This window comes from Sporosarcina sp. P1 (assembly GCF_002743155.1).
In the GTDB taxonomy this organism is placed as follows: Bacteria; Bacillota; Bacilli; order Bacillales_A; family Planococcaceae; genus Sporosarcina; species Sporosarcina ureae_B.
Genome location: NZ_PDYS01000010.1, coordinates 102,637 through 128,390 on the forward strand (window position 1 = coordinate 102,637; position 25,754 = coordinate 128,390).

At 41.8% G+C, this 25,754-nt stretch carries 26 protein-coding genes; 6 read left to right on the top strand and 20 right to left on the bottom strand.

From position 1 onward, the window contains the following. Positions 1 to 76 precede the first annotated feature (76 nt). The 3 genes from CSV73_RS11210 to CSV73_RS11220 form a co-directional block, all read right to left on the bottom strand. A complete protein-coding gene (locus CSV73_RS11210) occupies positions 77 to 1,327 on the bottom strand; it encodes a Y-family DNA polymerase (RefSeq protein ID WP_099627612.1) in 1,251 nt (416 codons plus the stop codon). A gap of 201 nt (positions 1,328 to 1,528) precedes the next feature. Further along, complete coding sequence (locus CSV73_RS11215; protein WP_099627613.1) at positions 1,529 to 1,942, bottom strand: pyridoxamine 5'-phosphate oxidase family protein; 414 nt, start codon at positions 1,940 to 1,942, stop codon at positions 1,529 to 1,531. 80 nt (positions 1,943 to 2,022) lie between these two features. After that, the gene (locus CSV73_RS11220; RefSeq protein ID WP_099627614.1) at positions 2,023 to 2,775 is read right to left on the bottom strand and encodes a DUF2087 domain-containing protein; all 753 of its coding nucleotides are present in this window, start codon (positions 2,773 to 2,775) and stop codon (positions 2,023 to 2,025) included. A 214-nt stretch (positions 2,776 to 2,989) separates the two neighbouring features. Here CSV73_RS11220 and CSV73_RS11225 point away from each other — a divergent pair, with 214 nt between their 5' ends. Further along, positions 2,990 to 3,772 carry an NRDE family protein gene (locus tag CSV73_RS11225; protein WP_233191795.1) on the top strand — a complete coding sequence of 261 codons (783 nt, stop codon included), beginning with the start codon at positions 2,990 to 2,992 and terminating at the stop codon, positions 3,770 to 3,772. Positions 3,773 to 3,824: 52 nt separating this feature from the next. On the opposite strand, the gene CSV73_RS11230 is transcribed toward CSV73_RS11225, so the two are convergent. From CSV73_RS11230 to CSV73_RS11250, 5 genes are all read right to left on the bottom strand, one after another. Beyond that, positions 3,825 to 4,280: a helix-turn-helix transcriptional regulator gene (locus CSV73_RS11230; RefSeq protein WP_099627616.1), complete on the bottom strand. Its 456-nt coding sequence runs from the start codon at positions 4,278 to 4,280 to the stop codon at positions 3,825 to 3,827. 214 nt (positions 4,281 to 4,494) lie between these two features. Further along, entirely contained in the window at positions 4,495 to 5,949 is a 1,455-nt protein-coding gene (locus CSV73_RS11235) for a carbon starvation CstA family protein (RefSeq protein ID WP_085130638.1), read from the bottom strand. A gap of 138 nt (positions 5,950 to 6,087) precedes the next feature. Next, entirely contained in the window at positions 6,088 to 6,819 is a 732-nt protein-coding gene (locus CSV73_RS11240; RefSeq protein ID WP_099627617.1) for a LytR/AlgR family response regulator transcription factor, read from the bottom strand. Next, the gene (locus tag CSV73_RS11245) at positions 6,785 to 8,548 is read right to left on the bottom strand and encodes a sensor histidine kinase (RefSeq protein ID WP_099627618.1); all 1,764 of its coding nucleotides are present in this window, start codon (positions 8,546 to 8,548) and stop codon (positions 6,785 to 6,787) included. Before CSV73_RS11245 ends, CSV73_RS11240 begins: the two co-directional genes overlap by 35 nt. Positions 8,549 to 8,579: 31 nt before the next feature. Beyond that, entirely contained in the window at positions 8,580 to 9,413 is an 834-nt protein-coding gene (locus CSV73_RS11250) for a squalene/phytoene synthase family protein (RefSeq protein ID WP_099627619.1), read from the bottom strand. A 382-nt stretch (positions 9,414 to 9,795) separates the two neighbouring features. Between CSV73_RS11250 and CSV73_RS11255 the strand changes: the two genes are divergently transcribed. After that, the gene (locus CSV73_RS11255; protein ID WP_233191794.1) at positions 9,796 to 10,143 is read left to right on the top strand and encodes a hypothetical protein; all 348 of its coding nucleotides are present in this window, start codon (positions 9,796 to 9,798) and stop codon (positions 10,141 to 10,143) included. A 338-nt stretch (positions 10,144 to 10,481) separates the two neighbouring features. On the opposite strand, the gene CSV73_RS11260 is transcribed toward CSV73_RS11255, so the two are convergent. The 4 genes from CSV73_RS11260 to CSV73_RS11275 form a co-directional block, all read right to left on the bottom strand. Beyond that, positions 10,482 to 11,852, bottom strand: coding sequence for a PepSY-associated TM helix domain-containing protein (locus tag CSV73_RS11260; protein WP_099627620.1), 1,371 nt, complete (start codon positions 11,850 to 11,852; stop codon positions 10,482 to 10,484). A gap of 626 nt (positions 11,853 to 12,478) precedes the next feature. Beyond that, positions 12,479 to 14,044, bottom strand: coding sequence for a YndJ family protein (locus CSV73_RS11265; protein ID WP_099627621.1), 1,566 nt, complete (start codon positions 14,042 to 14,044; stop codon positions 12,479 to 12,481). Further along, positions 14,037 to 14,642: a DUF4166 domain-containing protein gene (locus tag CSV73_RS11270; RefSeq protein WP_233191793.1), complete on the bottom strand. Its 606-nt coding sequence runs from the start codon at positions 14,640 to 14,642 to the stop codon at positions 14,037 to 14,039. Before CSV73_RS11270 ends, CSV73_RS11265 begins: the two co-directional genes overlap by 8 nt. A gap of 8 nt (positions 14,643 to 14,650) precedes the next feature. Continuing rightward, positions 14,651 to 15,550, bottom strand: a complete 900-nt coding sequence (locus tag CSV73_RS11275; protein WP_099627622.1) for a DoxX-like family protein — start codon at positions 15,548 to 15,550, stop codon at positions 14,651 to 14,653. 375 nt (positions 15,551 to 15,925) lie between these two features. Here CSV73_RS11275 and CSV73_RS11280 point away from each other — a divergent pair, with 375 nt between their 5' ends. Continuing rightward, positions 15,926 to 17,152, top strand: coding sequence for an AI-2E family transporter (locus tag CSV73_RS11280; protein WP_099627623.1), 1,227 nt, complete (start codon positions 15,926 to 15,928; stop codon positions 17,150 to 17,152). Positions 17,153 to 17,343: 191 nt separating this feature from the next. Here the strand turns inward: CSV73_RS11280 and CSV73_RS11285 are convergent, their stop codons facing one another. After that, the gene (locus CSV73_RS11285) at positions 17,344 to 17,712 is read right to left on the bottom strand and encodes a spore germination protein GerW family protein (protein WP_085130622.1); all 369 of its coding nucleotides are present in this window, start codon (positions 17,710 to 17,712) and stop codon (positions 17,344 to 17,346) included. A 194-nt stretch (positions 17,713 to 17,906) separates the two neighbouring features. Here CSV73_RS11285 and CSV73_RS11290 point away from each other — a divergent pair, with 194 nt between their 5' ends. Together CSV73_RS11290 and CSV73_RS11295 are read left to right on the top strand one after the other, a co-directional pair. Further along, positions 17,907 to 18,341 (top strand): SRPBCC family protein, encoded by a 435-nt coding sequence (locus tag CSV73_RS11290; protein ID WP_099627624.1) that lies wholly within the window; start codon positions 17,907 to 17,909, stop codon positions 18,339 to 18,341. Next, a complete protein-coding gene (locus CSV73_RS11295; RefSeq protein WP_099627625.1) occupies positions 18,335 to 18,658 on the top strand; it encodes an ArsR/SmtB family transcription factor in 324 nt (107 codons plus the stop codon). The genes CSV73_RS11290 and CSV73_RS11295 overlap by 7 nt, the downstream gene beginning before the upstream one ends. A 136-nt stretch (positions 18,659 to 18,794) precedes the next feature. Here CSV73_RS11295 and CSV73_RS11300 read toward each other — a convergent pair whose 3' ends face one another. The 6 genes from CSV73_RS11300 to CSV73_RS11325 all read right to left on the bottom strand — a co-directional run bounded on the left by CSV73_RS11300 (position 18,795) and on the right by CSV73_RS11325 (position 24,136). Continuing rightward, on the bottom strand, positions 18,795 to 19,244 hold the full coding sequence (locus CSV73_RS11300; protein WP_099627626.1) for an SgcJ/EcaC family oxidoreductase: 450 nt from the start codon (positions 19,242 to 19,244) through the stop codon (positions 18,795 to 18,797). A gap of 121 nt (positions 19,245 to 19,365) precedes the next feature. Continuing rightward, positions 19,366 to 19,572, bottom strand: a complete 207-nt coding sequence (locus CSV73_RS11305) for an ATPase (RefSeq protein ID WP_085130614.1) — start codon at positions 19,570 to 19,572, stop codon at positions 19,366 to 19,368. Positions 19,573 to 19,926: 354 nt separating this feature from the next. Beyond that, positions 19,927 to 21,537 carry a catalase gene (locus CSV73_RS11310; RefSeq protein WP_099627635.1) on the bottom strand — a complete coding sequence of 537 codons (1,611 nt, stop codon included), beginning with the start codon at positions 21,535 to 21,537 and terminating at the stop codon, positions 19,927 to 19,929. Between the two features lie 338 nt (positions 21,538 to 21,875). Then, entirely contained in the window at positions 21,876 to 22,601 is a 726-nt protein-coding gene (locus CSV73_RS11315) for an amino acid ABC transporter ATP-binding protein (protein WP_085133513.1), read from the bottom strand. A 14-nt stretch (positions 22,602 to 22,615) separates the two neighbouring features. Beyond that, on the bottom strand, positions 22,616 to 23,281 hold the full coding sequence (locus CSV73_RS11320) for an amino acid ABC transporter permease (protein ID WP_085130610.1): 666 nt from the start codon (positions 23,279 to 23,281) through the stop codon (positions 22,616 to 22,618). 39 nt (positions 23,282 to 23,320) lie between these two features. Further along, positions 23,321 to 24,136, bottom strand: coding sequence for a transporter substrate-binding domain-containing protein (locus CSV73_RS11325; protein ID WP_369802588.1), 816 nt, complete (start codon positions 24,134 to 24,136; stop codon positions 23,321 to 23,323). Positions 24,137 to 24,729: 593 nt separating this feature from the next. Here CSV73_RS11325 and CSV73_RS11330 point away from each other — a divergent pair. Beyond that, positions 24,730 to 25,569, top strand: coding sequence for a pyridoxamine kinase (locus tag CSV73_RS11330; RefSeq protein ID WP_085130606.1), 840 nt, complete (start codon positions 24,730 to 24,732; stop codon positions 25,567 to 25,569). A gap of 92 nt (positions 25,570 to 25,661) precedes the next feature. Here the strand turns inward: CSV73_RS11330 and CSV73_RS16980 are convergent. Further along, a partial coding sequence (locus CSV73_RS16980; RefSeq protein ID WP_369802589.1) for an IS3 family transposase occupies positions 25,662 to 25,754 on the bottom strand: 93 nt, incomplete at its 5' end.

Sequence of the window (25,754 nt, forward strand, 5' to 3'; positions counted from 1 at the left end):
GGAACTGGGATGTTTCAGTATTTGAAATAAATCCTCTCTATAATAGCGAGATGGTACGACTTGATTCGACTTGTTTTCATTTATAATGTCCGCCAATCAATTGATTCCTTCTATACGCCGTACCCCCTGGCGTAACGGAAACCGCGCGAAGAATAGCAGCTGATCCATACTTCATGCGAATTTCATCCATCACCTGACCGATTTTCTGTTGCTTCCCATTCATCGGTTCGAATAAGCTGAGCTGGAAGCTGTCCTGTTCTTCAAGATTCGACAAGTTGACAGACATATGGCGTACCGGACGCCCGTCATGGAACGTTTCAAACAGCCCCAGGCAAACACGATAAATCGCCATCGTTTCATTCGTCGCTTCCGACAGCGTTTTTTGACGATTGAACCCGCCACCGAGTACGTGCTTTGAATAACCGAACGACAAGGTGATCGTACGCCCTTTCTTTTTCGCAAGCCGCGCGCGCATTGCCGTATCTTCACACATCTCAAGCATTACAGCCAATATTTCGTCAGTCGTCGTATAATCGCGCAACAATGTCTGCCCTTTGCCATAACTCACTTGGCCTTCGATCAACACGGAGCCGAGGTCGGAATAATCGATGCCATGTGCATGATAATACAGTTGATTGCCCATCACACCGAACTTCTTCTCCAAATTTTCAAGCGGCGTATGCGCGAGATCACCGACTGAATACACGCCCATGTCTTCAAGCGTTCGCTCCACTTGCTTGCCGATTCCCCACATTTTACGAAGCGGAGCAACAGGCCATAGCTTCTTCGGCACATCTTCATACGTCCAATGCGCGATCCCCGTTTTCTTCGCTTCGAGATCTAGCGCGAGTTTTGACAACAACATATTCGGTCCGACTCCGCACGCCGAACGCAACTCGAATTGCCGGTACAACTCATCCTGAATGCGGAAAATCAACGCCTCAAGAGGTCCCCATAGTTTTTCCGTGCCCGTAAAGTCGATAAAACTTTCATCGATACTATATACATGGATCGCTTCTTTCGGCACATAGCGGTTCAACAACTTCGTCAATTCCATCGACACATCGATATAAAATTGCATTTTCGGTTCAATTAAACGAATACGTGGGTCGTCCGGAATCTCATACAGACGCATACCTGTCGTAACTCCAAACTGTTTTTTCAGTGGCGGTGAGGCAGCCAATACGACACCGCCTTTTCTCTCCATATCGCCGACAATCGCAATCGGCACTTCCATTACGTCAAGTCCTTCCATGGCCGCGGCACAGCTCGCGTAGAAGCTGCGTATATCCAGACAGGCAATTTTTCTATTCGGTAATGGTTTCATCTGGCATTCACCTCCCAAAAGAACAAGTGTTCTTATGAGTAGTATACCCCCATTTATTGCGCTCAAGCAATGGGAATTCACGGGTTTTGCGCATATTTGTGGATGACTTGCCAACTAGACAAAAATATCCCGAAAATCAGAGTGTGACCTCTCACTTTCGGGATATAGTATTCAGGTATACTTTTATAGTATAGTAATTATTTACAGGGAAATATCTTCGGGTGGTTGGCCTGATTTATTCATCAAACGAATCGCTTCAGGCTCAATTTTTAAAATAACTAGATTTGGATCTTCGGGACCAGTAAACCATGATTTCATATGATCATTCCAAACCTTTTCTTTCAAGCTTTCGTCATCGGAAATCGTCACACGGCCAGAATACTCGACGTATGCGTCACCGAAACCTTCACCTTCATACCCAAGAAGAATATGGGTATACGGATTGTCATCGAGCTCATCTACCTTTTCCGTTTTTCTATTCGTAGGTGTATACAAAGTCAACCCATCACTCATGAACGTCATATACCGGCTATACGGTTTATTGTTGTCCACCGTTGCCATCGTTCCTACCATGCTCTCATTCAAGATTTTCTGTACTGTGTCTTTTGCAGTCATTTACTTCCGCTCCTTTCGCGATTACTCTTAGTCTTCCCACCATCGTCATTTCTAAACCTGAAACGATGCATGTAGGCAACTCACTTCAGCCAATATTGACTACCATTGCGCGTCTGACCGAAATAGCCGTATTCAGTTAAATAATTTCGAAGTGTAATGAAATCTTCATGGACTTCCGAAAGCCGATCATTCATCTCATGCTTACTGTACGAAATATCTCCGTCAAAGCGCTTACTAATTTCCTGGACAATAATTCGCCGCTGTTTTTCCGTCGCGGGTATCTCTTTTAGCTGGCCATCGGTTCCGTCAGGGAAAAACGTGCGCAGGATCGCTTGTTGTTCTTCCTCCGCCATTGAATACTCATCGTGGAATAATTGAGACGCTTTATGTGGCGGAATAAACGCCTGCGCGTACGACTCACGTTCCTTCAATAACTCCATCATCGCAAGAAACACTTTCGCCTGACGTTCTTTTTCTTTTAACGCAAAGCGATGGTGCCGCACCGTCGTCGCACTGCCAATCTCCAATTCTTCCTGTACATCCTTGTCGCTTTTCCCTTGATAAAATAAGCGCAGCAAATCACCTTGATGATCGGTAATGCCTGACCACTTCTTATCTAGTTCAAGCAAATACGCGAACACCGACTGATGCGAATGTTCGATATGTACATGCATAAATCGCTCCGCTTCATACAATGCATTCTCGTACGGATAAATGACACCTTTTTCGATTTGTTTACCGCACAGCAAACAATCATATGATGTGGATCGTTCTATATATCCTTGCTTTAATTCCGTTAACGAAGCATCCCAGAACGTTTCAGTAAACTCCATATATTCCACACTCCTAATACATTTTTAATCACAACAAACAAATCTTCCATTCGTTTGTTCAATATGTTCTATGATACCCTGTATGCCGTCCGTGTTCAATAGTAAGGCAAACAATATAGCGCTTTGTTTGCACGTTCATTAAAGTCCTTTAAACCAGTCGCCAAATAAAATCGCACATGATACACTATTTTCATACCTATACAAACGGGGTGACATGATGTGTTTACTGGCATTTCAATTGCAAAGCCATCCGAAGTATCAACTGGTTATGATGGCGAACCGAGATGAAGCATATGGACGTCCTACAGCACCAGCAAACTTCTGGAGCGATTATCCAGACATTTTAGCAGGACGTGATCTTGAACAAATGGGCACATGGCTCGGCATCAATACACAAGGAAAAGTCGCTGCATTAACAAATTATCGCGACTTCGCGCTACCGCAAACAGGCAAATTCTCACGCGGTCATATTGTATCTTCCTATCTACAATCCAGTCTATCCGCACATGATTTTATGGAACAACTGCATACACATCGAGAAGATTATGCGGGTTGCAATGTCCTGGTAGGATCCGCTGAAGATATGTTTTACTACTCGAACATCGAGCAATCCATCCAACAACTACCTAACGGCACACATGGACTTAGTAACGCCTTACTTAATACTCCATGGCCGAAAGTGGATAAAACAAAAGCTTTGTTGGCAGAGTACTTGCAACAAACAGAGACGATAGATCGGGATATATTATTTGGCATGATGCAACGAGCGGAACGATTTCCGACTGAACTGCTACCTAATACCGGCGTAGGTGAAGATCTCGAGAGCTTGCTGTCTTCGATATTTATCGCATCAAAAGACTATGGCACACGTTGCACGACTGTACTGACAATAGATCAAGAAAATCATGTGGAATTTGAAGAGCGCACATATGAAAAAGGCGCTTTTATAACGGCTCAAAAATTCTCTTTCCACATCGAAAAACCGGCTCACTCCTAAAAAGAGTACAGCCGGTTTTTTCTGTTTTTCATGCATTATTTTCATATAAAGATTACAACATGTCCATATATTTTTTGAATTCAGCCAAAGCTTTTTCGCGGTCTCCCGTACTAAATAAACGCTTTTGATCAGCTCCTATAATACGATAATGTCCACCCGCCGTATGCTGTTGCAATTTATATTGCTGCCATTGTCCGACCTCCGTCCACCAATTAATAGACGCACTCGCTGCTGTTTCTCTTGAATGAATTTCTTCATGTACAGCCATCTCAGCTAACTCAATCGGATCGTCTCCCATGACCGAGCGCAACAGAGCACTTTCGCGAAATAACGCGCAAACTACTACTGCTGTAGCCCAACCAATTTCTTGACGACCTTTCTCTAACTGTACTAACGTCTTCTTTGAAATGCCTATAATCTCCGCCATTTGATCTTGCGTATAATCCATTTCTGTTCGAATTAACTTCAAGCGGGGCGACACTAAGTCCATGACTGTCTGCTTATTCAACGCTTTATTCCTCCTTTGCACTTAAAGTGTATATTTACACATTTAGTTACTAAAGTTATTTAATTTGTAATAAAACTATCTTTCGTGTATTTTATCTTCATTTGTGTAAAATAACTTTTATCTCTATAAGCAGTGTATCACAACTAGAATAACTAGTTACATCTCCATAGAAAAAACCTGTTGAACCGAAGCTCAACAGGTGGTGTATAGCGTATTAAATCGTGCGAGTAGACTCCCAGTTTGTAATATCTTCTTCTAGCGGGATTTGTGCGGTTCGAGCTTTCACTGCAGCGTTGAAGAACAAGGCTACTAGGAAGATCGAGATGACAGTCGCTCCGATTAAGGAGACATTCATCGGTAAGCCGAATCCAATGGCTGCATTCAGTATATACGTCGTCGTAGCCATCAGCATGAACGTGCCAGGTATGAGTGCAACCCAGTAGTTCTTACCGGCAATGAAGAGATACATGGCACCTACGAATAACGCAATGACGGCAGTGGACTGATTCGCCCAAGAGAAGTAGCGCCATAAGATGTTGAAATCTACTTGAGTTAGTGCAATCGAGATAGCGAACATCGGAAGCGCGATCCATAGACGGCTCATGATTTTTGCTTGCGGGTACTTGATATAGTCCGCGACAATCATGCGTGCACTACGGAATGCTGTGTCGCCTGATGTGATGGGTAAAATGATGACACCGATCACGGCAAGTGTTCCACCGATAGCACCTAGCATCGTGATGGATACTTCACTAACAATAACTGCTGGTCCACCAGCTGCAAGCAATTCATTTAGTGTCACACCGTTGAACAACGCCATACCAGCCGCTGCCCAAATCATCGCGATAATTGCTTCAGCAATCATCATACCGTAGAAAATTTTGCGACCTTGGCTTTCATTCTTCGTTGTCCGGGAAATAATCGGAGACTGTGTCGCATGGAAACCAGAAAGCGCTCCACATGAGATCGTCAAGAATAATAACGGGAAGATCGGAATATTATCTGGATGCAAATTCGCAAATGTCAATTCAGGAATCGGAACACCTTTGATAATCATCATGCCGCCGATACCGACTGCACTGATCACAAGTAGTGCGCCGAAAAGTGGATAGAAACGACCGATGATCTTATCGATCGGTAATAATGTCGCCAAAATATAATAAAGGAAAATAAGTGCAACGATGATTCCCATCGCCATCCAACCATTCATCAGGTTGTACAGCAATCCTGCGGGTGCCGAAACGAATACCGTACCGACTAGGATGAGTAATAATAACGCAAACGCATTGACGATATGTTTCATCGCTTTGCCAAGGAATTTTCCTGCCAGTTCAGGCAAGTGTGCTCCGCGGTTTCGGATCGAGATCATGCCTGTCAAATAATCGTGTACAGCGCCTGCGAAAATCGCACCGACGACAATCCAGATAAATGCGACCGGGCCGTATAACGCGCCCATAATCGGGCCGAAAATCGGGCCAACTCCTGCGATATTTAGTAATTGAATCAATGAGTTCTTGTTCGTGCTCATCGGCACGTAATCGACTCCGTCCGCGCTCGTATACGCTGGCGTAGCTCGCTCTTCCTTGACGCCGAACATGTTGACGATGTACTTACCATACGTAAAGTATCCGACTATTAATAATACGATAGAAAATAGAAATGTAATCATTACTTCTTTCCCTCCTTCATGTTGATAACGCTTACATTAACTATAATAGAAAGATGTCCGATCTATGACAAAATCTCGTAACATGTCAGAATCGCGAAGTAAGATGCACTCCGGGAGATTAACATGTTACGAGATTTTTTATCCTTCGAGACGTTGCCGTAATTCTTTGACATAATTTCGGCTAACTGATAATTTTTCTGGACGCTGATCCACTTCTAACTGATACGCTCCGTTGAACCAAGGTGTCAAACTACTGACGTGCACGAGGTTCACGAGAATACTTTTATGGATGCGGAAAAATGATGAATACATCAATTTGTTTTCGAGTTCTTTTAATGTCATGCGCGTTTCGTAATCACGCGTAGACGTAACGATTTTCGTCCACTTCTCTTCTCGATGCACATAAAGAATATCGCGAATCGGGATGTAGTGGATTTCGCCTTCCGTTTCGACAGGCAATCGATCCAGCGGTTTCGGTGATGTTTCATGTTGTGTTCGATGCAGCAACTCTTTTACACGCGCAATCGTCTGTCGCAGTTGTTCTTCATCATACGGCTTCAGTAAATAATCCATCGCATGGACACGAAATGCTTCTGCCGCGAATTGCGGATAAGCGGTCGCGAAGACAATCAATGGCACTTTTTTCAATGCACCTAACGTCTTTGCCACTTCCATTCCATCGACTTTCGGCATCTCAATGTCGAGGAACACGACATCCGGCTGTAGCTGCATCGCCTTGATAATCGCCGACTCTCCAGAATCCGCTTCTCCGACAACCTTCACCCATTCAAATCGTCCAAGCAAATAAATCATTTCTTCGCGCGCGTACCTTTCATCATCTACGACCAATACGCGAATCGTTTCCGTCATATTCGTTCACCTCCGACTTCGGAATCTGGAATGAAATCTTTGTTCCTTCATTCGGTGTACTTTTTATTGTGAGGCCTGAATTTTTATCGAACGTCATCTTCAGGCGTCGATTGACGTTATAGAGGCCGAGCCCAGTACCTTTTTCAGACCGAACTGGTTCCTGCCCAAGCATAGCGAGACGCGCTGGAACGATTCCCTCACCGTTATCCTGTACCATAATATGAATGGCATTGTCTCGTTCATGTATCGAAATATGGACCATCGCATTGGCGTCCAAATCTTTAATACCGTGCGTCATCGCATTTTCAACGATCGGTTGCAACGTCAATGGCGGAATCTTCTCCTGCATGACATGCGGATCGACGTCGATACAAATCTTCAATTTATCAATGAAACGCGCTTCTTCTATCATCAAATATGCTTCAACATGCGCCAGTTCTTGCTGTAACGTGACCATCTTCGCAGTCGTACCTTCAAGATTCTGACGCAAGAAAAACGACAGCGATGACAGCAGTTTACGCGCTTCATCCGGATTCGTCCGTATCAAAGAAAGAATAATATTCATCGAATTGAACAAGAAATGCGGACTAATTTGCGCTTGCAACGCCTGAATTTCCGCTTCTTTCGCCAGTTGATAGGCATCATCTGCTTCGGCGATTTCAAGCTGATTGCTGAGTAGTGCAGCGAGTCCAGCGATTAATTCGATCGTGACATCGGTAATCGCCGTACGTGATGGATAAAATAACTTCAACGTTCCAATCGTTTCACCGCGTGTTTTAAGTGGTGCAATGACGATGGCTTCGGATGCCGAGATACCCGGATGATCAGGAGTGGCAGAATCAGTGACAATGAGCTGACCTTCTCGTATCACTTGACGTGTGATGTCAGTCTGGATCAAACCTTGCCTAATCGTACCTTTGGATCCGACATACGCGAGAATATCCGTTTTATTCGTCATCGCGACAGCACCTGGCTTCAACTCATCTAGAAGAATCCCACATACCGCCTCGGCCGTATCTTTTCGCATACCTGTCCGTAAATAGCCAAGCGTCTGATCTGCGATACGCAATGTTTTCTGCGCCTGCAACGCGGTCACTTTTTCCTGATCACTAATGACGTTATACGCAATGAGCATAAATAACGCAGTCCCCATGCCGTTCGCCAGAATCATCGGCACGCCAATCGTCTGAACCAATGCAAACGCTTTCTCAAAGGGTTGTGCCATCACGACAATGAGCAACATTTGTAACGCTTCCGCAGCTGCTCCAATCGTGAATGCCAAAAGCGGACGAATACGCTTGCCTTTCTTATAGAAGTAACCCGCAAGAATACCTGAAATAATAGTCGATACTCCGCACGAAATAGCCGTGAATCCACCTAAAGACATTCGGTGAATCCCAGCGATGAGTCCAGCACCGATCCCAAGTCGATATCCACCAAGCAAACCTGCGACGACTACCCCGATTACACGAGAATTCGCAATCGCCTCATCTGTAGCGAGTTGCCATGACATATTTTCAAAGTGAAACGTCTGCATATCTAGCGCCACGCCGAAATACGTTCCGAAAATCCCAAACAATCCAAAAAAGAGTATCGCCGTCAGCTCTTGCCGACGATCCAATACATCTTGATGGATCATATGTTGGAAAAATCGAAAACGAGTAAGAAGGAAAGCGACCGCCACAATCATGCCGACCCGTTCAAACATAATGATCAGTAAATCGAGCATCACAATCCTCCATTCATTCGATTAATAAACGTTACTTTTGAATCGCCTTGTTGACGACCGCTACGACTTCGATTCGCGACATCTTCTCGCGTCCTTCTTTCAGCGCGTCAAGCGTACTATGCGCAAGTGCCAATGGAATATTACAGAAGTTCAAAATCGTCTTCGTATGGATGTCTTCAATATACGCATCAGCGAGCGCCAAATTCTCTTCAGCATACGCAAACATTTCCGGCAACTTCCAGTCATTCGGGAAGAAGTTCACATCACGCACCGCATCTTCTTTGTAGTTGCGAAGAATATTAACAGACTGCAACCCACGGCCAAAGCCAATAGCTAAGTCACGATCCGTCTCGGTGCCATCATACCAGCGCCAAATATCTGCAAGCATCACGCCAACTAATCCAGCGACATAGTACGTATAATCATCGAGATCTTCACGCGTCTCAATCACCCAGTCCTTACCTGCCCACTTTGCCATGCCACGACCCATAATCGCAGTCGATTCGAGTACTTTATTACGCGCCGTTTCTGGACAAAACTCTACCCAGTCAGCTAAACGCAATGTCACTTCAGGCAACTGATCGCGGTGTGGTGCGAATAACTCGTCCAGTGCAGACGCCATCGATTCGCCTGTTGCGATCGTGCGGTCTAGTATATCGCTTACTTTGTTCAGTAAGTCGATGACAATCTGTACGTCTAGTTGTTCATGGTCTTCAATTTCATCGATTGCACGCATACACAAGTACGCAGACGCAACAGCTTCTCTAACGTTTGGTTCGAGTAGTTTGATTGGTATGTAGAATGTACGGCTTGTCTCTTTTAGGACTTTCATTGCTTCTTTTTGTAATTTCGCTTCAGTTTTCATGTCAGGTTCCCTCCATCAATCTTTGCACAGGTTGTGATTATATAGAATGGGTTTATTATAGCATTGATTGGGTTTGGGGTGCGACTGGAAAGGTGTTCGAGGAGGAAAACCGGTATAGCTTCAATGAAATGGAAAGGGGTTTTAGACTGTTTTGCTGCGTTCCAAGTGACTTAGGGAAGTTCACTGGAATCATTAGTATGAATGAGTGGTCTACTAGCATGAATATATTTAGGATTTTAATTAGCTAGAGATATTTACCAAGTTCTGGTGATAGTGCTACACTAATATCTAAATGATTTAGAGATTCTACTTGGGGTAAAATCATTAGGTATTTCTTCAATATGATAGAGGAAAACCAAGAGATATGTAGGAGGTTATGAAGATGATATCATGTTTTTGCGAAGAGAACAAATCGTTTTATATAAAGGTAGAAGGCGACGTCGGTGCAGAGGCCATCTGGTGTGATGAATGCTACAGTAACTTTAATATGGAAGACGTTCCTATTTCAGAAGAATTGAAAGCGAAACTTAATAAGTGGATGCAAGAATACGGGAAATGGATTCATTGGGAGCAAGACGTGTTGTACCCTAATGGAATTCAAATGGAAGATGAACATAATGAAACGGGCGAACGGTTGACGTTAGAAGTGCGGAAAGAATTGAGTGAAGAGTATCAAGTTCGGTTTTCTCCTTCTTCTTCGGCTAGGATGTATGCGCGACTTGGGTCTTGATGGAAGAGATTTGAACGCAACTATTACTCATAAAAAGAAATCAATTTTCAAATCTACCAGGTTCTGTAGATAGATCCGTTTCATCGCCCGTTTGTTCATGGGTATCCTCACACTCCCTAGAATAGAGTATATTTTTTTTAAATTTTTTCATTTTTTGTTAGTAGCTGTATTTATATCAGCATACGGCAGGAGGTAAAAATAAATTGTACATGTTTCATAAAAGTTAGTGGACTGGTAAAAAAATGAGCAGTTCTGGGACTGTGATAAAACAGATTTTATAAAAAAGCTACCTAATGTCAACGCACTGACTTTCTAGGTAGCTTCTTCTATTTTCACTATTACTCAGTCCGCGTAGCATCTTTCGCACGACGAACCAAATACAAAATCCCTTCAATCGCAAGTACGACCAACAATGAAATCCCGAACAGTGGCATGATGACACCTAAAAATACCATCAACACAATAAACCCTATCGAAATTTTACTCGTCGTCTTAGGCGGTGCCGACATATTTCCTTTTCTCTTGCGTAACAACCACATCCTGAACCCGTAGAAAATTAGGAATAAAAATGCCAGACACACGATTAAATTAATAATTTTATTTGGTAAGCCAAACAGATGACCCTCGTGCAACGGAATTCCCCATGTGAACCATTTCGCTAAGATGCCATACTCCCCGTAGCCTACTTTGGAAATCAAATTGCCGCTGTATTGATCAAAATATGAAGTCATTTCTTCAGCAGGATTTACATCTAACCCTGTTACACCGGTGTTACTTCCTTTCGATACTGTAAACACACCATCTTCAGAAAACGGATAGACGATCGAATACGGTTTTGAAATCTTTTCACCTTGTACTTTTTCCATCAATTCTTCAACAGCAATCCCATTATGGACCATATCCATTCCTGGCATGTCCTCATTTCCACCATGATTCGCGTGTGGGTCTGGTTTTTCGGATGTAGGGGCTTCTTCTTTACGAGTTGCCCAAGGAATCTCACTCATATCGGAAGTAGGTGGCTGTTGTTGTAGCAACGGCGTTCCAATAGAAGGATGTTCTTGAGAGGCAGTATAGATGAAATTCCCCATGAATACGGACCAAGGAAGCCCCGTGAAAATAAGAATGATCATGGGAATAGTGATGATGGTTCCAATTAAAGCATGAATCCGTTTAAATTGGAGTCGACGTGTTGATTTCTTCGGTTTCTTTAGCGCACGACTTTTGAATGTCATATATAGTCCGGAAAACAATAAAAAGATTGCCCAGCATGCAGCTAATTCCACTAAGTAATTGACGACAGTTCCGCCAACAAAGAGCGAACTATGAATATTTCTCATAATATTAGCGTACGTATACTTTGGATTTTGAGAGCCAACTATTTCGTTATGCTCATCTAAAAATACGTATTTCTCTTCGCCTGAATCGGACTTTAGAGTGAGTCTCGTGTTATACGGCTCGTCCATAATCATAATCTTCGAAACTTCAAATCCCTCATTCTCATGCTTCACGAGAGAAATTCCTTCGTCAATCGTTAGTTGGGACGTTTCTTCACTGTTCCCAAAGAAAAGATCCTTGTACGCAACCTTTTCGACATCATTGTAAAACAAGTACCCAATTCCGCTCAACGTGAGTGTAATCAGAAGTGGAGCCATGAACAAAGCACCAAAAAAGTGCCATCTCCAAAAACGATTGTATGTACCTTTTTTCATTGTGTCCCCTCCTCATCTAGTTCATTATCATTTTATAGCTAACGCAAACGATCTCATTTTGGATCACTGTATCTTCAGCATGATGAGCTTTTTTAAAGAGTGAAGTGAACGAAAACGTGATCCATTGCATATAAGCTTTTGTCATTAAATCAAGAAGATATGAACTATGAATGAATTAGAGAACATTTTTTTCATTTTCTCCTATTCAGTACCAAGGATTCTTTTATTACAACTGGGTAGAAAGTAAAGAGGTTTATGTACGAGGAGTGAGGTAGGATGAAATATGTATTTGTATTGGGCGGAACTGGATTGCTTAGATTGGAAACTATAAAAGAATTATTGAAGTAAAAGCCAAGTAAGCTTCCAACAGACCGCGGAAGCTTAGCAAAGCGGGACCCGAAAGTCCATGTATACTCGAGACGCTTACCTCTTCATTCCATTCAATCATTCTTCAAAAGAGTGTCGTAATCACAACGGAAGACACGTCATCCAAGTTTTTGGTTGTCGTAACCTCTTCTAGTTGTTGCGTCGCAAAGTTGATCGTTTCATGTAGTCATTCATAAGCATTCAACGGATATCCTACCTGAAGAAAATAGGTTCATTACGTGCCATAAAGTATCGAGAAATCATTGCTCCACAATAGAATAATCAATCGTCAAAAAAGGAAGTGAAAAAATCCACATTTGATGAGTCGCTTTTAATGTACCGTTTTCCATTTCCTCAATGAAGAACGTTTCTTCCAATGGTAATCTACATAACCCTTTACTATTAAAAGAAAAATACACTCCTGCGTCTGAAGCGGTTTTCCTCCGTTTGCTGGTCAATTGTAACCCGCCATTGACAGCATGCAACTCTAAAATTCCCGTCATTGTAGAATAAGGCAATGGTAGCGTAATATTCATATACGTCTGCTCATTGGTTGTATGTTGCGAATAAAAAGCAGTGAAAATCGTTTGCTCACCAACTTTCCGTTCCCATACACGCACTTGCTCCCGACCATCCAGACTTTCGTCCACCGTATAAATAGCACCCGTCATTTCGACTTCTTCAGAATGCAGCGGCAAATTAATTTGCTGTATGCGTTTACTGAGGAATGAATACATAAAGGCAAACGGCTTAAACCAACGATGCCAGCGAATGGAAGCATACAGCTTGAAGTCTATCGTCTGTTCATAGAAGCGTATAATTGCTGGAGATACCGTTGCAGGTGAAAGCCCATAAACGGTTAAGTCATCGGATAGCCCGCGATGCCGACCGATCTGACCAATTTGATCCGCAACTTGTCTTCCGCGAATTTGGCTGACCGGAAACGTCGGCGGTATAAAACGCGCTGGTGGTACATGAAGCGACCAGCCGATGATGCCGAATAAAGCAAAGATGATACAATTTAACACACCATGAAAACGAAGCATGAAATCAATCGTTACGGAAAAGATTTCAAAACCAGTACTCAGTACATACAGCATGGAAAACGAAATCGTCACAGCTAATGCACTAAACGCCAATCGTAGTAGCCACTTCTGCAAACGACATGCAAATGGAAGTTGCCAAACGATTCGAATGATCACACCAAAACCAAATATATACAGCAAGACGGAAAATATTTCAATCCATCGTGAAAATGTAATACCCACCGCCACGATCATCGGTGCCGCAAGCAATGCAACTATGGCCCATTGATACACACGCGAACTGTGTAGACGCCCGATCCATCCAACGAAAACGGGTAATATGAAAGCTGAATAATGAAAATGGATAGCAGTCAACCATGTAAGCAACGGACTAAATCCAAGATCCAGCCCTACTACAAAAGCGAAATACCAGCCGCCCCCCATAGCTAAGTAGACAAGTCCTAGATCCATCGCAAACTCTTCTATATTCGTAAAGCCGCGACGCAGAAACCGAACCACTCCGTAGAGAGCTATATATAACGTAAACAATAAATAGAATGAAGCAATCCACCCATCCCATTTAGTAGAAACTACCTGTTCAAGCACTACTGCGGTGTAAGCAGGTATTGCGACATACGGATAGTACTTCCAAAACCAATCACGCTCCGTACAGAGGAGTCGTAACAAAACAGGGATATACACAAGTTGCGCAACCATCAATATACTATACGGCCACGGAGAATCACTAAAAGCAATAGCCAGTAGAAACAACAACACATGAAGCACGACAAATTTACGCATCTTCGGTAAACTCTCCTTCGTATGAACATACTGTCCCTATTAACGGGTTCTTTACATCGACAGTAATTCGAAAAACTTCACTCCGTTCATCATACGACTCTACAACCGTCGCCAAACCTTGCAGAAACTTCGGCAATGAAATCTCGATCTTGCCGAGTACCAACCGTTGATCCAATGATTCAATTTTTAATGCGCCACCTTCCTCGACAGTAAATCCTAAATCAGAATAAAATAACGGCGGTTCACCAAGATAATCTTTCACGACCATTTGTTTTTCATCCAAACTCATTAAAGCATTGAAATAGCGTGTCTTGTTAGGAAAACTAAATTTGCGTTCCCAATGAATTTCTTCATTGCCTGCTAAAGAGACAAACGATGAATTAACAATCGTAAACGAAATAGCCGTTCCACTTTCCGGAAAAACAAACTTTCGTTTCGCGCCCCATAAGAAAAGTGGGAACAGCCATTTCGGACCACCTGTTATACGATTCATCATGCCTGATGCCCGAAAGACCGGTTCTTCAAAGGCATATCTTTTTTGAAGCATTGGATGAAGGCGAGAAAAATCTGCTGCTAATACTTTCTTATAAATAGACACGGTACATGTCACCTCTTTCTTTTACAAGACGCCGCTGTCGGCACATCCTTGCTCAGAAGAAAACCAATACTTGTCAGCACGATTAACGCTACATTGAACGTAATCGGATTAAATGGATGAACAGCAGTTTCTGGAGCTGCTATGAAGGCTGCAATAGTCAATAATGGAAAAGCGAGTAGCTGCAACAACAAAAGATGCCGTTTATTGCGATAAAGCAACCAAACCACACCAAATACTACTTCAGCCAAGCCGATCACATACACAGCATTTGTAGCTAATGCATCCGAAAGCGACAGACCGCTCGCCACCATCGCTTTTTCCTGCGGATGCATCGCAAGGAGTTTAGGGACAAGCCCTTGATATATCCATAGGAAAGCAAAGAATACTGTCAGAAGTTGCATCGTGAAATAGCGTCGATATTGCGAAATTGGAGTTTCTCCCCGCTCGAGCCATCGTTTCAGCACATCAAAACTTACTGCAGTCGCATAGCCCATTAACGGTCGAAACACCGTATCCATTAGTTGTCCCACTTTGCCAAAATTCGTTTGATAATCATATTGCGTCAAAAATTTCGTTCCCTCTTCCATTGGCTCGTACTTCCAATAACCGCGTCCTTCACGTATCGGTGAGATTTTTTGATTCGTGCCGAAGTGTAACGATGAACTGCGCGACCCGCTGTCCAAATGTGCGGTTCCACTACTCTCACCCCATCCTTCTACTGTGATGAACGGACCCACCGTTCTTGTATAGGTAAACCGTTGCGGTTGGTCTTCTTCCTTAGGTACATAGTAAATAGAAGAAAAGCGTAAGTCCCATTGCGCATGTAACTCTGGATCTTGGGAAGCATCCCACACTCGCTGTAGCGGAGCATGTATGGGAATCTCTACATAAATCGGCTTTGATTTCATCGGAATCACCTTCCCAGTTCATTTTTCCCGTATAGTTTTCTATCAATTTTAGGTACAGTATACTCTCCTTAGTTTACCATTTTTATTAACTATAGAGCTATCGATTTAATTATAGAAAGCGAATTGATACCATCCATAATTTTGTGATTTCATTACGAAAAAATTTACCTAGTTCTAGTGATAATGATACACTTACATTACAGCACGAGATAGCTTCTACTGGAGGTAGATACCGTGAGAAAAGTTGATATTCTTTCATTATTAGAACATCAAAAGACATGAGCTATGGATACAAATCCGTGGTGACTTGATTTCTCTTATTCACCTGCATGAGACTGTAAAGAATCGTTTATATCTAGAGAAGAGGTGCAGGATATGGAAAATGATAAAATCCGAACGATGACTACCTGGTTCCGAAACTGGTTTTTGGATAATAAAGTAGTCGCTATCTTATTGATTTCACTATTAATTTTATTGAACTTCCTAGTTTTTTCAAAAGTTATGTATATGTTTCATTTTGTTAAAGAGTTTCTCGGCGTAGTGGCCTTACCTATCATCATGGCAGGGATTCTCTTTTACTTATTAAATCCATTAATCGATATGATGGAAAGAAAGAAGATCAAGCGTGTTTGGGGGATTGCACTCGTCTTCGTGGTCATTAGTGGTTTAGTCGCGTGGGGTATTATCATACTGATTCCGATTATACGCGAACAAGCTACAAGCCTTATTCAAAACTGGCCAGGATATTGGACGAGATTATTAGCGCAATTTGATAGCTTGTTGAGTAGTACTATATTTTCTCAACTGCAAGGAAAGTTGGACGATATGGATCAAAGTATCATCAAGTCGATAACAGAGCAAACGAATGGCTTCATAGACTCTGCTTTCTCAGGGATTGGTAGCGTACTCGGAACGGTTACCAATGTAGTCATCGCGTTGCTGACTATGCCAGTTCTTTTATTCTTTTTATTGAAAGACGGCCGTGATTTACCGTATCATACAATGAAACTTCTACCGACGAAGATGCGCGCCAACACGTATAAAGTATTGAAAGAAATCAATATGCAAATTAGCCAATATATCCGTGGACAATTATTAGTCGCATTTTTTGTAGGATTGATGTTCTGGATTGGGTTGGCGATTGCAGGACTGGAATATGCCGTTTTACTCGCCATATTAGCAGGTGTACTCAACTTGGTTCCTTATTTAGGGTCATTCCTTGCGATTATTCCGATTGTCATCATCGCGTTAGTTTCTTCACCTTTCATGTTAGTTAAAGTCATTATTGTGTTCGCAGTGGAACAAGCACTTGAAGGCAGACTGATCCAACCATTGATTTTGGGTAGTAATTTGAAAATACATCCTGTGACGATTATTATCGTGTTGCTGACGGCCGGAAAATTATTCGGTGTGCCAGGTGTCATTTTAGGGATTCCGGCGTATGCTGTCATCAAAGTCATTGTCGAGCATATTTTCAAATGGTATAAATCCTATTCAGGTCTCTATGTAGAATCATACAACCCCGCTCCTAAACCGAGCGTTCCGATTGAAAAAAGGAAAGTGAAGAAGCGCAAGAGATTTAATTTGTGGAAAAAGCGTTAGATTTTGCTGTTCGTGGAAAAGTACAAGCCTGAAATGAGACAGCTCCTCTTTCCAAAGTCAATATGGTGTGGAATAAAAAGAGCGTGTCTTCTAGGTTAGTAAGTTACCTAGAAGATACGCTCTAAAAGTTCTGATTTCATAAAGTAGCTTTCTGTAATGAATTGAAAAGCTCTAAGTTTTTCGAACATCGTTCATTTTCCCTTGCAAAGCGCCCATAATCCTAAAACGCCACCAACAACCACAGTTAACGCGGTTAATTTCTTCCTATCCAGAGTAGACTCAAACTTCACATGGTCTGGTGTGATGACATATACGCCAATGGGTTTAATAGTAAAAGCACCGCCTCCACCTTCCCCTCCACTACCGTCACCACCCCCACCTACTGCATATTTAACTTTCGCCACAGGGACTACCTTTTGCAAACCAAGTTCGATCGGTTCCCCGTATATGAAGGACACGTCTTTTTGGTTGGCAAATTTATTAAAAATCGTTTTAACAGGTGTTTCAATATACTCTTTCTTCCCAGCATTCTTGTTCGGTTGAGCTTGTCCATTTTGCATGACTATTCGCCTCCTTTCTTTACTCATTCGCCTTTTTTGGTCAATCACCTTCTAGTAGACGCTTACTGGTGGCTTATTATTTAATTATAATCAAAACCTAATTTAGTTCGATGAAAAACAGTTTACCTAACACTTTTAGGTGTTATAATAATACATAACACCTTAAAGTGTTAAATGAATCGGAGGTATGTATGATGAATTCACAAGAGAAATTAGAAGAAATCCGTAAAACCGTTGTACTTAATGCGCCGCTAGAAAAAGTATGGGAGGCTGTTTCTACATCAGAGGGCATGGCAGCGTGGTGGATGCCCAATTCACTTAAACCAATTATAGGACATGAATTTGTACTTCATACAGAGCAATTCGGAGACTCTCCTTGTAAAGTAACTGAACTTCAACCACCTACCCGTTTAGGCTTTAATTGGGGTAAAGATTGGCATATTTTAATTGAATTGAAAAAATTAAGCGATGAGGAAACAGAGCTTACATTAACTCATTCTGGCTGGGATGCAAATAAAGTAACTGAATTTGAACAACCTCACACAGTCGTTCGTGGATTTATGGAGAGTGGTTGGGAACGTACCGTAAAAGAGAAACTTCCGGCTACTCTAAAGGCTTACATGTGGTGAATCCATCTAAGCCAGATGTATTCCAAGCGATTTCTGATCCAACTCGTCGTAGTCTGTTAAAATTGCTTGCCGAAAAAGAATTATCCATCACTGATATTGTAGAGTTCTACCCGATAAGCCGTACAGCAATAAATAAGCATCTTCATATTCTTTTCAACGCGGGCCTTGTCAAACGTCAGAAAGTCGGACGTGAAACCCGCTATATGCTTGATTCCGAACCACTGATTGAACTAAAGGGCTGGCTTAGTTTCTTTGAACGATATTGGGACAAAAACCTGCTCGCGCTCAAAGAATATGTAGAGAAAAATAATGATTAGCCATCAGTGGAACCGTGAATAGGAAATGTAAATCTCCCGGTTCCTTTATTTTACGAGAAAGCTTTTATATGTTTAGGGCGAAGTGAAGTTTCTCCACTTCATAGCCAAATTACATGATGCGGTTATGACACTATCGTTATTTAATTAATTGCCTTAACTCATCTGTCATTTGCTCAACTAGTTCCGGTCTGCCATGAAATTGAGCAGGTGTATTTTGGAAGAGCTCAACTTTCCAATTGCCGTCTTTGTTAACTGTGACGAGAGTTTGAAGGGCGTTTACTGTGGGCTCAATATCTGTTTTCCCTGGTGGAATCATCCCAGCAATCGCTTGTACTATTGCGGTATCAGTTCCTATTGCACGAACTTCTTTCACTTTCGTTACAAAAGGTGCAGTGGGATGTTTTTCAAAGATAGATGCGAGATGCGATAAAATTTCCTGTCGTCCAACCATTTTACTGCCATCAAAACCAATTTGAGTTCCTTGTTCTGTAAATAGTTCAGCCATTCCTTTTGCATCACGATTGTTCCATGCGTCTATTAGTCTTCGGTAAAGACTATTGATTTCATCTACGTGAGAATTATTCATGCACTGTGCTCCCTTTTTTACACATTATATTATTTCCCTTACTTCGTTTCTTGTACAACGGGTAGCCACTACATATTTCAATAATTAACTACTACTCTACGTTCGAGGCTAGATTATAAGACTAATTGGTATGTGATTTCGATTTGATAATACGTTCACTAACAAACCCCATTACTATGCCAACGCCAATCGGTACTAGTGAAATTTCAGTATGCGAAAGTGAAATAGTGAATTTAAGAATATCTATATTCGCTATAAAGCCTATTACATATAGGAATATCATCGTTCCAAATGAAACTAGTAACGGAATCCAAAAGGACTTATTCACAACTTCACCTCCCAATCTTTTTAGCGGGTTGTCACTGATGTTTTGATCATGAAAACTAGTATTCTAACCTACTTCCTCTTTCATCTCTTGCACAAGTTGATCATGTGGCGCAATCTCTTCTAGACACTTCTTAAAATAAAGTATATCATTTCTCCGCCGAATTTTCTAACTACTCTGTTATTTGCTTTGTTGAAATCAACATAAAACCGTCAAAATAAAAAATGAAATTGAAAAAACATCTATATAAGACATAAATGTAGGTGCTTGCATAACCTCATTTACTTCCTATACAGATGCTATTCAGTCTTCATTCACAATACATTTTGATTTGAATAAAAGGACTTTACCTTTTCATCAATAAGGCTCTGCTTCACGACCTTTTTCCACCGCATCTTTCACAGCCTGTTTAGAGTCAGGCGTACCGTGTCCGAATTTCGATTGACCTGCTTCACGACCCGGGACGTTAGGTTCTGCCGCCACTCCTGTTAGTTCTTTCATTTTCTGTTCAATACCCGCTTGTACAAGACGCCCGTATTCAAAATCCGCTAGCGTAAAGTGTTCGATCATCGCTTTTTGTATGCGTACATCACACACTGCTAGCGCTTCTGAAAGGTTTTTGATTAATTCCTCTCGTTCCCACTTCTCAAACTGGCGGAACGTCTCGCCTGCCTGTCCATAATTATTCGGTCGGTCAATCGGCGCGCTCATCGCTGCTGCATTGTACGTAGGTCTATGTGGAAGCCAGTTTTCCCTTTTTGCTTCCTGAAATCCACCGAGCATGGATGGTTCATAATTGATATGTGGATTTTCTCCTGACTCGCAGGCGGCGCGATGATCCATTTGACCACGTTGCTGATTTGTCCGCACTTCTTTTTTTGGTGCATTTACAGGTAACTGGAGATAATTCGTGCCGATACGGTAACGTTGCGTATCAGAATATGAGAATGTACGGCCTTGAAGCATTTTGTCATCGGAAAAATCCATTCCATCTACGAGTACGCCAGTTCCGAAAGCCGCTTGCTCAATGTCCATATGGAAATCCTCAGGGTTACGATCCAATACCATTTTACCTACAGCTAGCCAAGGAAACTGTTCTTCCGGCCAAAGCTTTGTATTATCAAGCGGATCAAAATCCAATTCCGGATGGTATCCGTCTTCCATAATTTGCACAAATAGCTCCCACTCAGGATATTCTCTACGTTCGATAGCTTCGGATAAATCTTGCGTCGCATGTGCAACGTTTTTTGCCTGAATGGCATCAGCATCTTCTTGAGTTAAATTACGTATGCCTTGCTTCGGCTCCCAATGATACTTTACTAAAACCGATTCTCCCTTGTCGTTGACCCACTTGTATGTATTCACACCAGAGCCTTGCATGTGACGATACGTTGCAGGAATTCCCCATGGCGAGAACAAAAACGTAATCATATGAATGGATTCTGGCGATCGGGAGACAAAATCAAACATGCGTTGTGGATGCGGAATATTGGAAGCAGGATCGGCTTTAAATGCATGAATCATATCTGGAAACTTCATCGCATCTCGAATGAAAAATATTTTCAAATTATTCCCCACTAAATCCCAGTTGCCATCTTCTGTATACATCTTAACCGCAAATCCTCGAGGATCTCGTGCAGTTTCAGGCGAATCTTTACCTCCTGCTACAGTAGAAAAGCGCACGACAAGAGGTGTTCTTTTTCCAGCACCCGAAAAGACTTTAGCACGCGTGTACTTTTCAACTGGCTCATTACCAACTTTCCCGTATGTTTCAAAATAACCAAACGCACCCGATCCTCGTGCATGGACCACTCGTTCAGGTATTTCCTCACGATCAAAGTGAGAGATTTTTTCAATGTAGTGATAATTCTCAAGCGTAGCAGGGCCACGGTCGCCAATGGTCTTGATATTTTGATTATCATGCACAGGGTGCCCTTGGCGTGTCGTAAGTGTTTCGCGCTCTTCCATTTGAGCTTTCTTCTGTTTATGTTGTTTCTTGTCCACAATATTCCTCCTCGACAAAGTGCTTTCCATTATCTACTGACAGTATGACCACAACTAGGAAAAATAAACACCTATACTTCGGTTGGAAATCGGTATCCTTCCTATGATCAGTGAGCCGACTAGTAGGTTGTATACGTATTTTGAAAGTTTCCACGTTTCCCGGGAAATCTCATACGTACAAACTTGACGAGAGCAGAAAAGCTATCGAATCTAAAAAAGAGGCACCAGGACGTTGAACACTTCAAACATGTTCGGGGACCTAGTACCTCTTGTGAACTCAGAATTAAGATTTTTAACTGTTCTTACACGTCTACCATTTCTAGAAATTGCAGTGTCCGTTCATTTGTCGAGCGATTAAAAAACGTATCGGGATCGGAATCCTCGATGATGACTCCTTCGTCTAGCATAATCACTCGGTCTGCAACGTTCTTCGCGAACTTCATTTCGTGTGTAACGACGATCATCGTCATTCCTTCCTCCGCTAAGTTTTGCATGACTTGCAGCACTTCCCCGACAAGTTCGGGGTCTAAAGCAGAAGTCGGTTCGTCGAATAATAGTACTTTCGGTTCCATAGCAAGCGCTCGAGCGATCGCAACACGTTGTTTTTGACCACCAGATAATTTATTCGGATAGACATCTGCTTTTTCGGATAGCCCTACCTTTTTTAATATTTCATGTGCCATTTTCTTCACTTGTACTTTGTCCATTTTTTTGACCATCAAAGGCGCTTCCATTACATTCTCCAATACGGTTTTGTGTGGGAATAAATTAAAGTGTTGAAATACCATTCCCACTTCCGCTCGGATCTTGGCTAAGTTATCTTTCTTCTGATTAACTTGCTTTCCATCAATTGTAATTACGCCTTCATTCGCCAATTCCAAAAAGTTTAAACACCGTAAAAAGGTACTTTTTCCTGATCCACTGACTCCTATGAGAACGACTACTTCTCCACGGCGCACTTCCATATCGATCCCTTTTAACACTTTTAACTCTCCAAATGACTTATGAATATTTTCTGCTTTAATCATCGTATTCGCCCCCATTATTTATCCACATCCAATTTGTTCTCATACCATTTTAATAGAGCGCTGAAAATCAGAACGAGAAGTAGATAATAAAGACCGACTACGAGAAACGTTTCAAATTGTTTGAAATTAGACGCAGCCACTCGATTGGCCAAACCAAATAATTCAGATACACCAATCACATAGACTAAAGATGAATCTTTCAATGTGATGATAAATTGATTGCCGAGCGGTGGAATCGCACGGCGTAAAGCTTGCGGGAATACGATTCTTCTCATCGTCAATGAACTATTCATACCCAGTGCAAGACTTGCCTCACGTTGTCCTTTGTCAATTCCTTGAATAGATCCACGGAAAATTTCCGCAATGTATGCACCGTTATGGACTCCTAATGCAATAGCACCTGCCCAGAAGTTATCTAACACGATGATCGATGTGATACCGAAGTATAGAAACATAATCTGAACAATTAACGGCGTTCCTCGAATTAGCGTAATATAAATATTGGCAATCATCTGCAATACTTTTGAGTTTGAAATCTTCATCAGTGCGAAGATGACACCTAACACCGTTCCGATTACGATTGCAATGGCCGTGATTTCGATTGTTAGTAGACCTGCTTGTAAAAATCCTTTGTACGTATTTTGGAATACGTCATAAAATGTTAGTAAAAACTCAGGCACCGGCACACCAACTTTCTAAAAAATAAGTGGAGATTTGTTTTATTCCAATAATTCCACGCCTTCTAAATCAATATCAAGTAAGTTGCGACCGAACCATTTATCTGAGATTTTCTCATACGTCCCATCGTCAATCATTTCTTGTAATGCTTGATCCAGCGCTTTTGTTAATTCTGGATTTTCTTTATTCACAGCGATGGAAGGTTGTTCTACCCACATCGGCTTGTCGACCTCTTTGACTTCAAATCCGTTGTCGATCGCTTCATATCCAACGATGTCCGCTGTAATAACTGCATCTAAGCGACCTTTCACTGTTAAATCTTTTAATGCAACTACATCACTGCTGTAATACTGGATATCATCCGATAATTCTTTAGCTGGCTCTTCATATGTGGACTGGGCTACTACTCCAATTTTCTTTCCATCTAAGTCTTCGGGAGATGTAATTTCGTCGTTATCCTTGGCAACGAAAATCATCCCTCCTGAATAATAATAAGGCTCAGTGAAGTCCGCTTGTTTTGCCCGTTCTTTTGTATAAGCCATAGAACCAATAATTGCGTCAAACTTATTCCCAACTAATCCTTGTAAAATCGTTTCAAATGGATTGGTCACTGGATTCGCTTCAAGTCCCATTTTCTCTGCAAGCGCATTTCCAATTTCTATATCAAAGCCTGTAAGTTTACCGTCTTCTTCAAAACTAAACGGTTTGTACACTCCACTTGCAGCAAATGTGAATTTTCCTTCATTGACTAGTTTATAGCCTTGATCGCCAGTATTTTCTGACGTCTTTTCGTCTTCATTACCACAAGCAGCAAGTACTAGCACAGATGCAGCTAGTAGTAGGATCATCATTTTGATTTTTTTCATATTCCCCATCTCCCTTTTTTCATGAAATTTTCAGTTAATAAAAGTGCTTTCTGTTTCTCAAGTGGTTTTATGGATTTGTTTAGAGACTAATTCCTGTTTCCCTTAATTTTGAAACCGCTTACAATTTATGTTGATTGGAGCGGTAGATTAATTCTTTTATTAAATCGCCCCCCTTTTATCAGAAATCATCTCATAAAGAATTCACCATTTAATTGAAGTACCTATTGATTCTTTGACTCTCTCTCCTCACTTTCTAACTAGTAAGTTATTTACTATTAAACCATGATACCATAAAAAAGTGAACGTTTAATTTTATATTCACATAATCTTTTTATTCAATACATAGAAGATATTCTTTCTTTTTTTAGTAACCTCTACGATTGGAAACGTTCGGTTGATCATATGTATACCCTCCATACTGGGTATTGTAACCTATAATATAAAAAAATTATGTGATGAATAGTTCTCTTTTTTCAACATAATGATAGGTAATGTACTAGTCGTTACTAGTTCTCACACAACAATTCACTACATTGTTTATGCTATGATACGAATAATACATAGCGATTTACGGAGGATTTCCCATGAAAAAAGTTGCAATTATTCAAGATTTGTCTTCATTCGGTAAATGCTCACTCACTGCCGCGATTCCTGTGCTTTCTGTGATGGGTGTGCAGGCATGTCCACTGCCGACTGCGATGTTGACTGCACAAACAGAATATCCGAGCTATTACTGCAATGATTTGACGAGTGCCATGCCGCTCTATACAAAGGAGTGGGAGAAGCTCCATGTCACGTTTGACGGCATTCATACCGGTTATATTACGGGCAAAGAGCAAATTCATCATATCCTTACATTTCTCGAGAGTTTTTATACTGATCGAACGCTATTACTCGTGGATCCGGTACTCGGTGACAATGGAAAAGCGTATGATAATTTTGACGAAGAACTTCTTGAACAAATGAAGGTTCTCGTTGCGCGAGCGGATATTATTACGCCGAACATTACGGAATGTTGTTTGCTGACCGGTTATAGTTATGACGCATTGCACCGCTGCGTCGATGAACAAGATTACCTGAAGATTGTAGAGGATGCGGGTAAGCAGCTTCAACAAGCAACTGGCGCTGAAATTATCATTACAGGCATTCAACCACCTAGCCGACAATTTACGATCGGCAATATGTATATTAACGACACGGACACTCTTTTCACCACAGTGCCGTACAATAATAAAAGCTATTCAGGCACTGGTGATTTATTCGCATCGGTACTGATGGGCAGCCGACTTCGTGGTATGGACATGGAACAGTCGATTTCGCTTGCGAAAGAATTTTTGCTCGCCGCTATAGAAGATACTGCGTTAGACGATACACCGTTAGAGGCGGGAGTGAATTTTGAAAAGTATTTGCGGATGCTTTTGTGAGAAGTTCTAGAAAAACACTACTAGAGCGAACAAAAAAATCCCCAGCCCTATTTTAAAATGTACCCTTTGTAAAGGACAATTATAAAAAAAGCCTAAGCTGCTTGTTGAAGCTGTCGTCTGTATTCTGCAGGCGGCAGCTTTTTCAAGTTCCACTGCCCGCGATAATGGTTATAGTACGTCATATA

Bases quoted from the DNA above. Each gene is read 5' to 3' on its own strand.
- CSV73_RS11210 (WP_099627612.1), bottom strand. From the start codon at position 1,327: ATGAAACCATTACCGAATAGAAAAATTGCCTGTCTGGATATACGCAGC.
- CSV73_RS11215 (WP_099627613.1), bottom strand. From the start codon at position 1,942: ATGACTGCAAAAGACACAGTACAGAAAATCTTGAATGAGAGCATGGTA.
- CSV73_RS11220 (WP_099627614.1), bottom strand. From the start codon at position 2,775: ATGGAGTTTACTGAAACGTTCTGGGATGCTTCGTTAACGGAATTAAAG.
- CSV73_RS11225 (WP_233191795.1), top strand. From the start codon at position 2,990: ATGATGTGTTTACTGGCATTTCAATTGCAAAGCCATCCGAAGTATCAA.
- CSV73_RS11235 (WP_085130638.1), bottom strand. From the start codon at position 5,949: ATGATTACATTTCTATTTTCTATCGTATTATTAATAGTCGGATACTTT.
- CSV73_RS11240 (WP_099627617.1), bottom strand. From the start codon at position 6,819: ATGACGGAAACGATTCGCGTATTGGTCGTAGATGATGAAAGGTACGCG.
- CSV73_RS11245 (WP_099627618.1), bottom strand. From the start codon at position 8,548: ATGCTCGATTTACTGATCATTATGTTTGAACGGGTCGGCATGATTGTG.
- CSV73_RS11250 (WP_099627619.1), bottom strand. From the start codon at position 9,413: ATGAAAACTGAAGCGAAATTACAAAAAGAAGCAATGAAAGTCCTAAAA.
- CSV73_RS11255 (WP_233191794.1), top strand. From the start codon at position 9,796: ATGATATCATGTTTTTGCGAAGAGAACAAATCGTTTTATATAAAGGTA.
- CSV73_RS11260 (WP_099627620.1), bottom strand. From the start codon at position 11,852: ATGAAAAAAGGTACATACAATCGTTTTTGGAGATGGCACTTTTTTGGT.
- CSV73_RS11265 (WP_099627621.1), bottom strand. From the start codon at position 14,044: ATGCGTAAATTTGTCGTGCTTCATGTGTTGTTGTTTCTACTGGCTATT.
- CSV73_RS11275 (WP_099627622.1), bottom strand. From the start codon at position 15,550: ATGAAATCAAAGCCGATTTATGTAGAGATTCCCATACATGCTCCGCTA.
- CSV73_RS11280 (WP_099627623.1), top strand. From the start codon at position 15,926: ATGGAAAATGATAAAATCCGAACGATGACTACCTGGTTCCGAAACTGG.
- CSV73_RS11285 (WP_085130622.1), bottom strand. From the start codon at position 17,712: ATGCAAAATGGACAAGCTCAACCGAACAAGAATGCTGGGAAGAAAGAG.
- CSV73_RS11290 (WP_099627624.1), top strand. From the start codon at position 17,907: ATGAATTCACAAGAGAAATTAGAAGAAATCCGTAAAACCGTTGTACTT.
- CSV73_RS11300 (WP_099627626.1), bottom strand. From the start codon at position 19,244: ATGAATAATTCTCACGTAGATGAAATCAATAGTCTTTACCGAAGACTA.
- CSV73_RS11310 (WP_099627635.1), bottom strand. From the start codon at position 21,537: ATGGAAGAGCGCGAAACACTTACGACACGCCAAGGGCACCCTGTGCAT.
- CSV73_RS11315 (WP_085133513.1), bottom strand. From the start codon at position 22,601: ATGATTAAAGCAGAAAATATTCATAAGTCATTTGGAGAGTTAAAAGTG.
- CSV73_RS11330 (WP_085130606.1), top strand. From the start codon at position 24,730: ATGAAAAAAGTTGCAATTATTCAAGATTTGTCTTCATTCGGTAAATGC.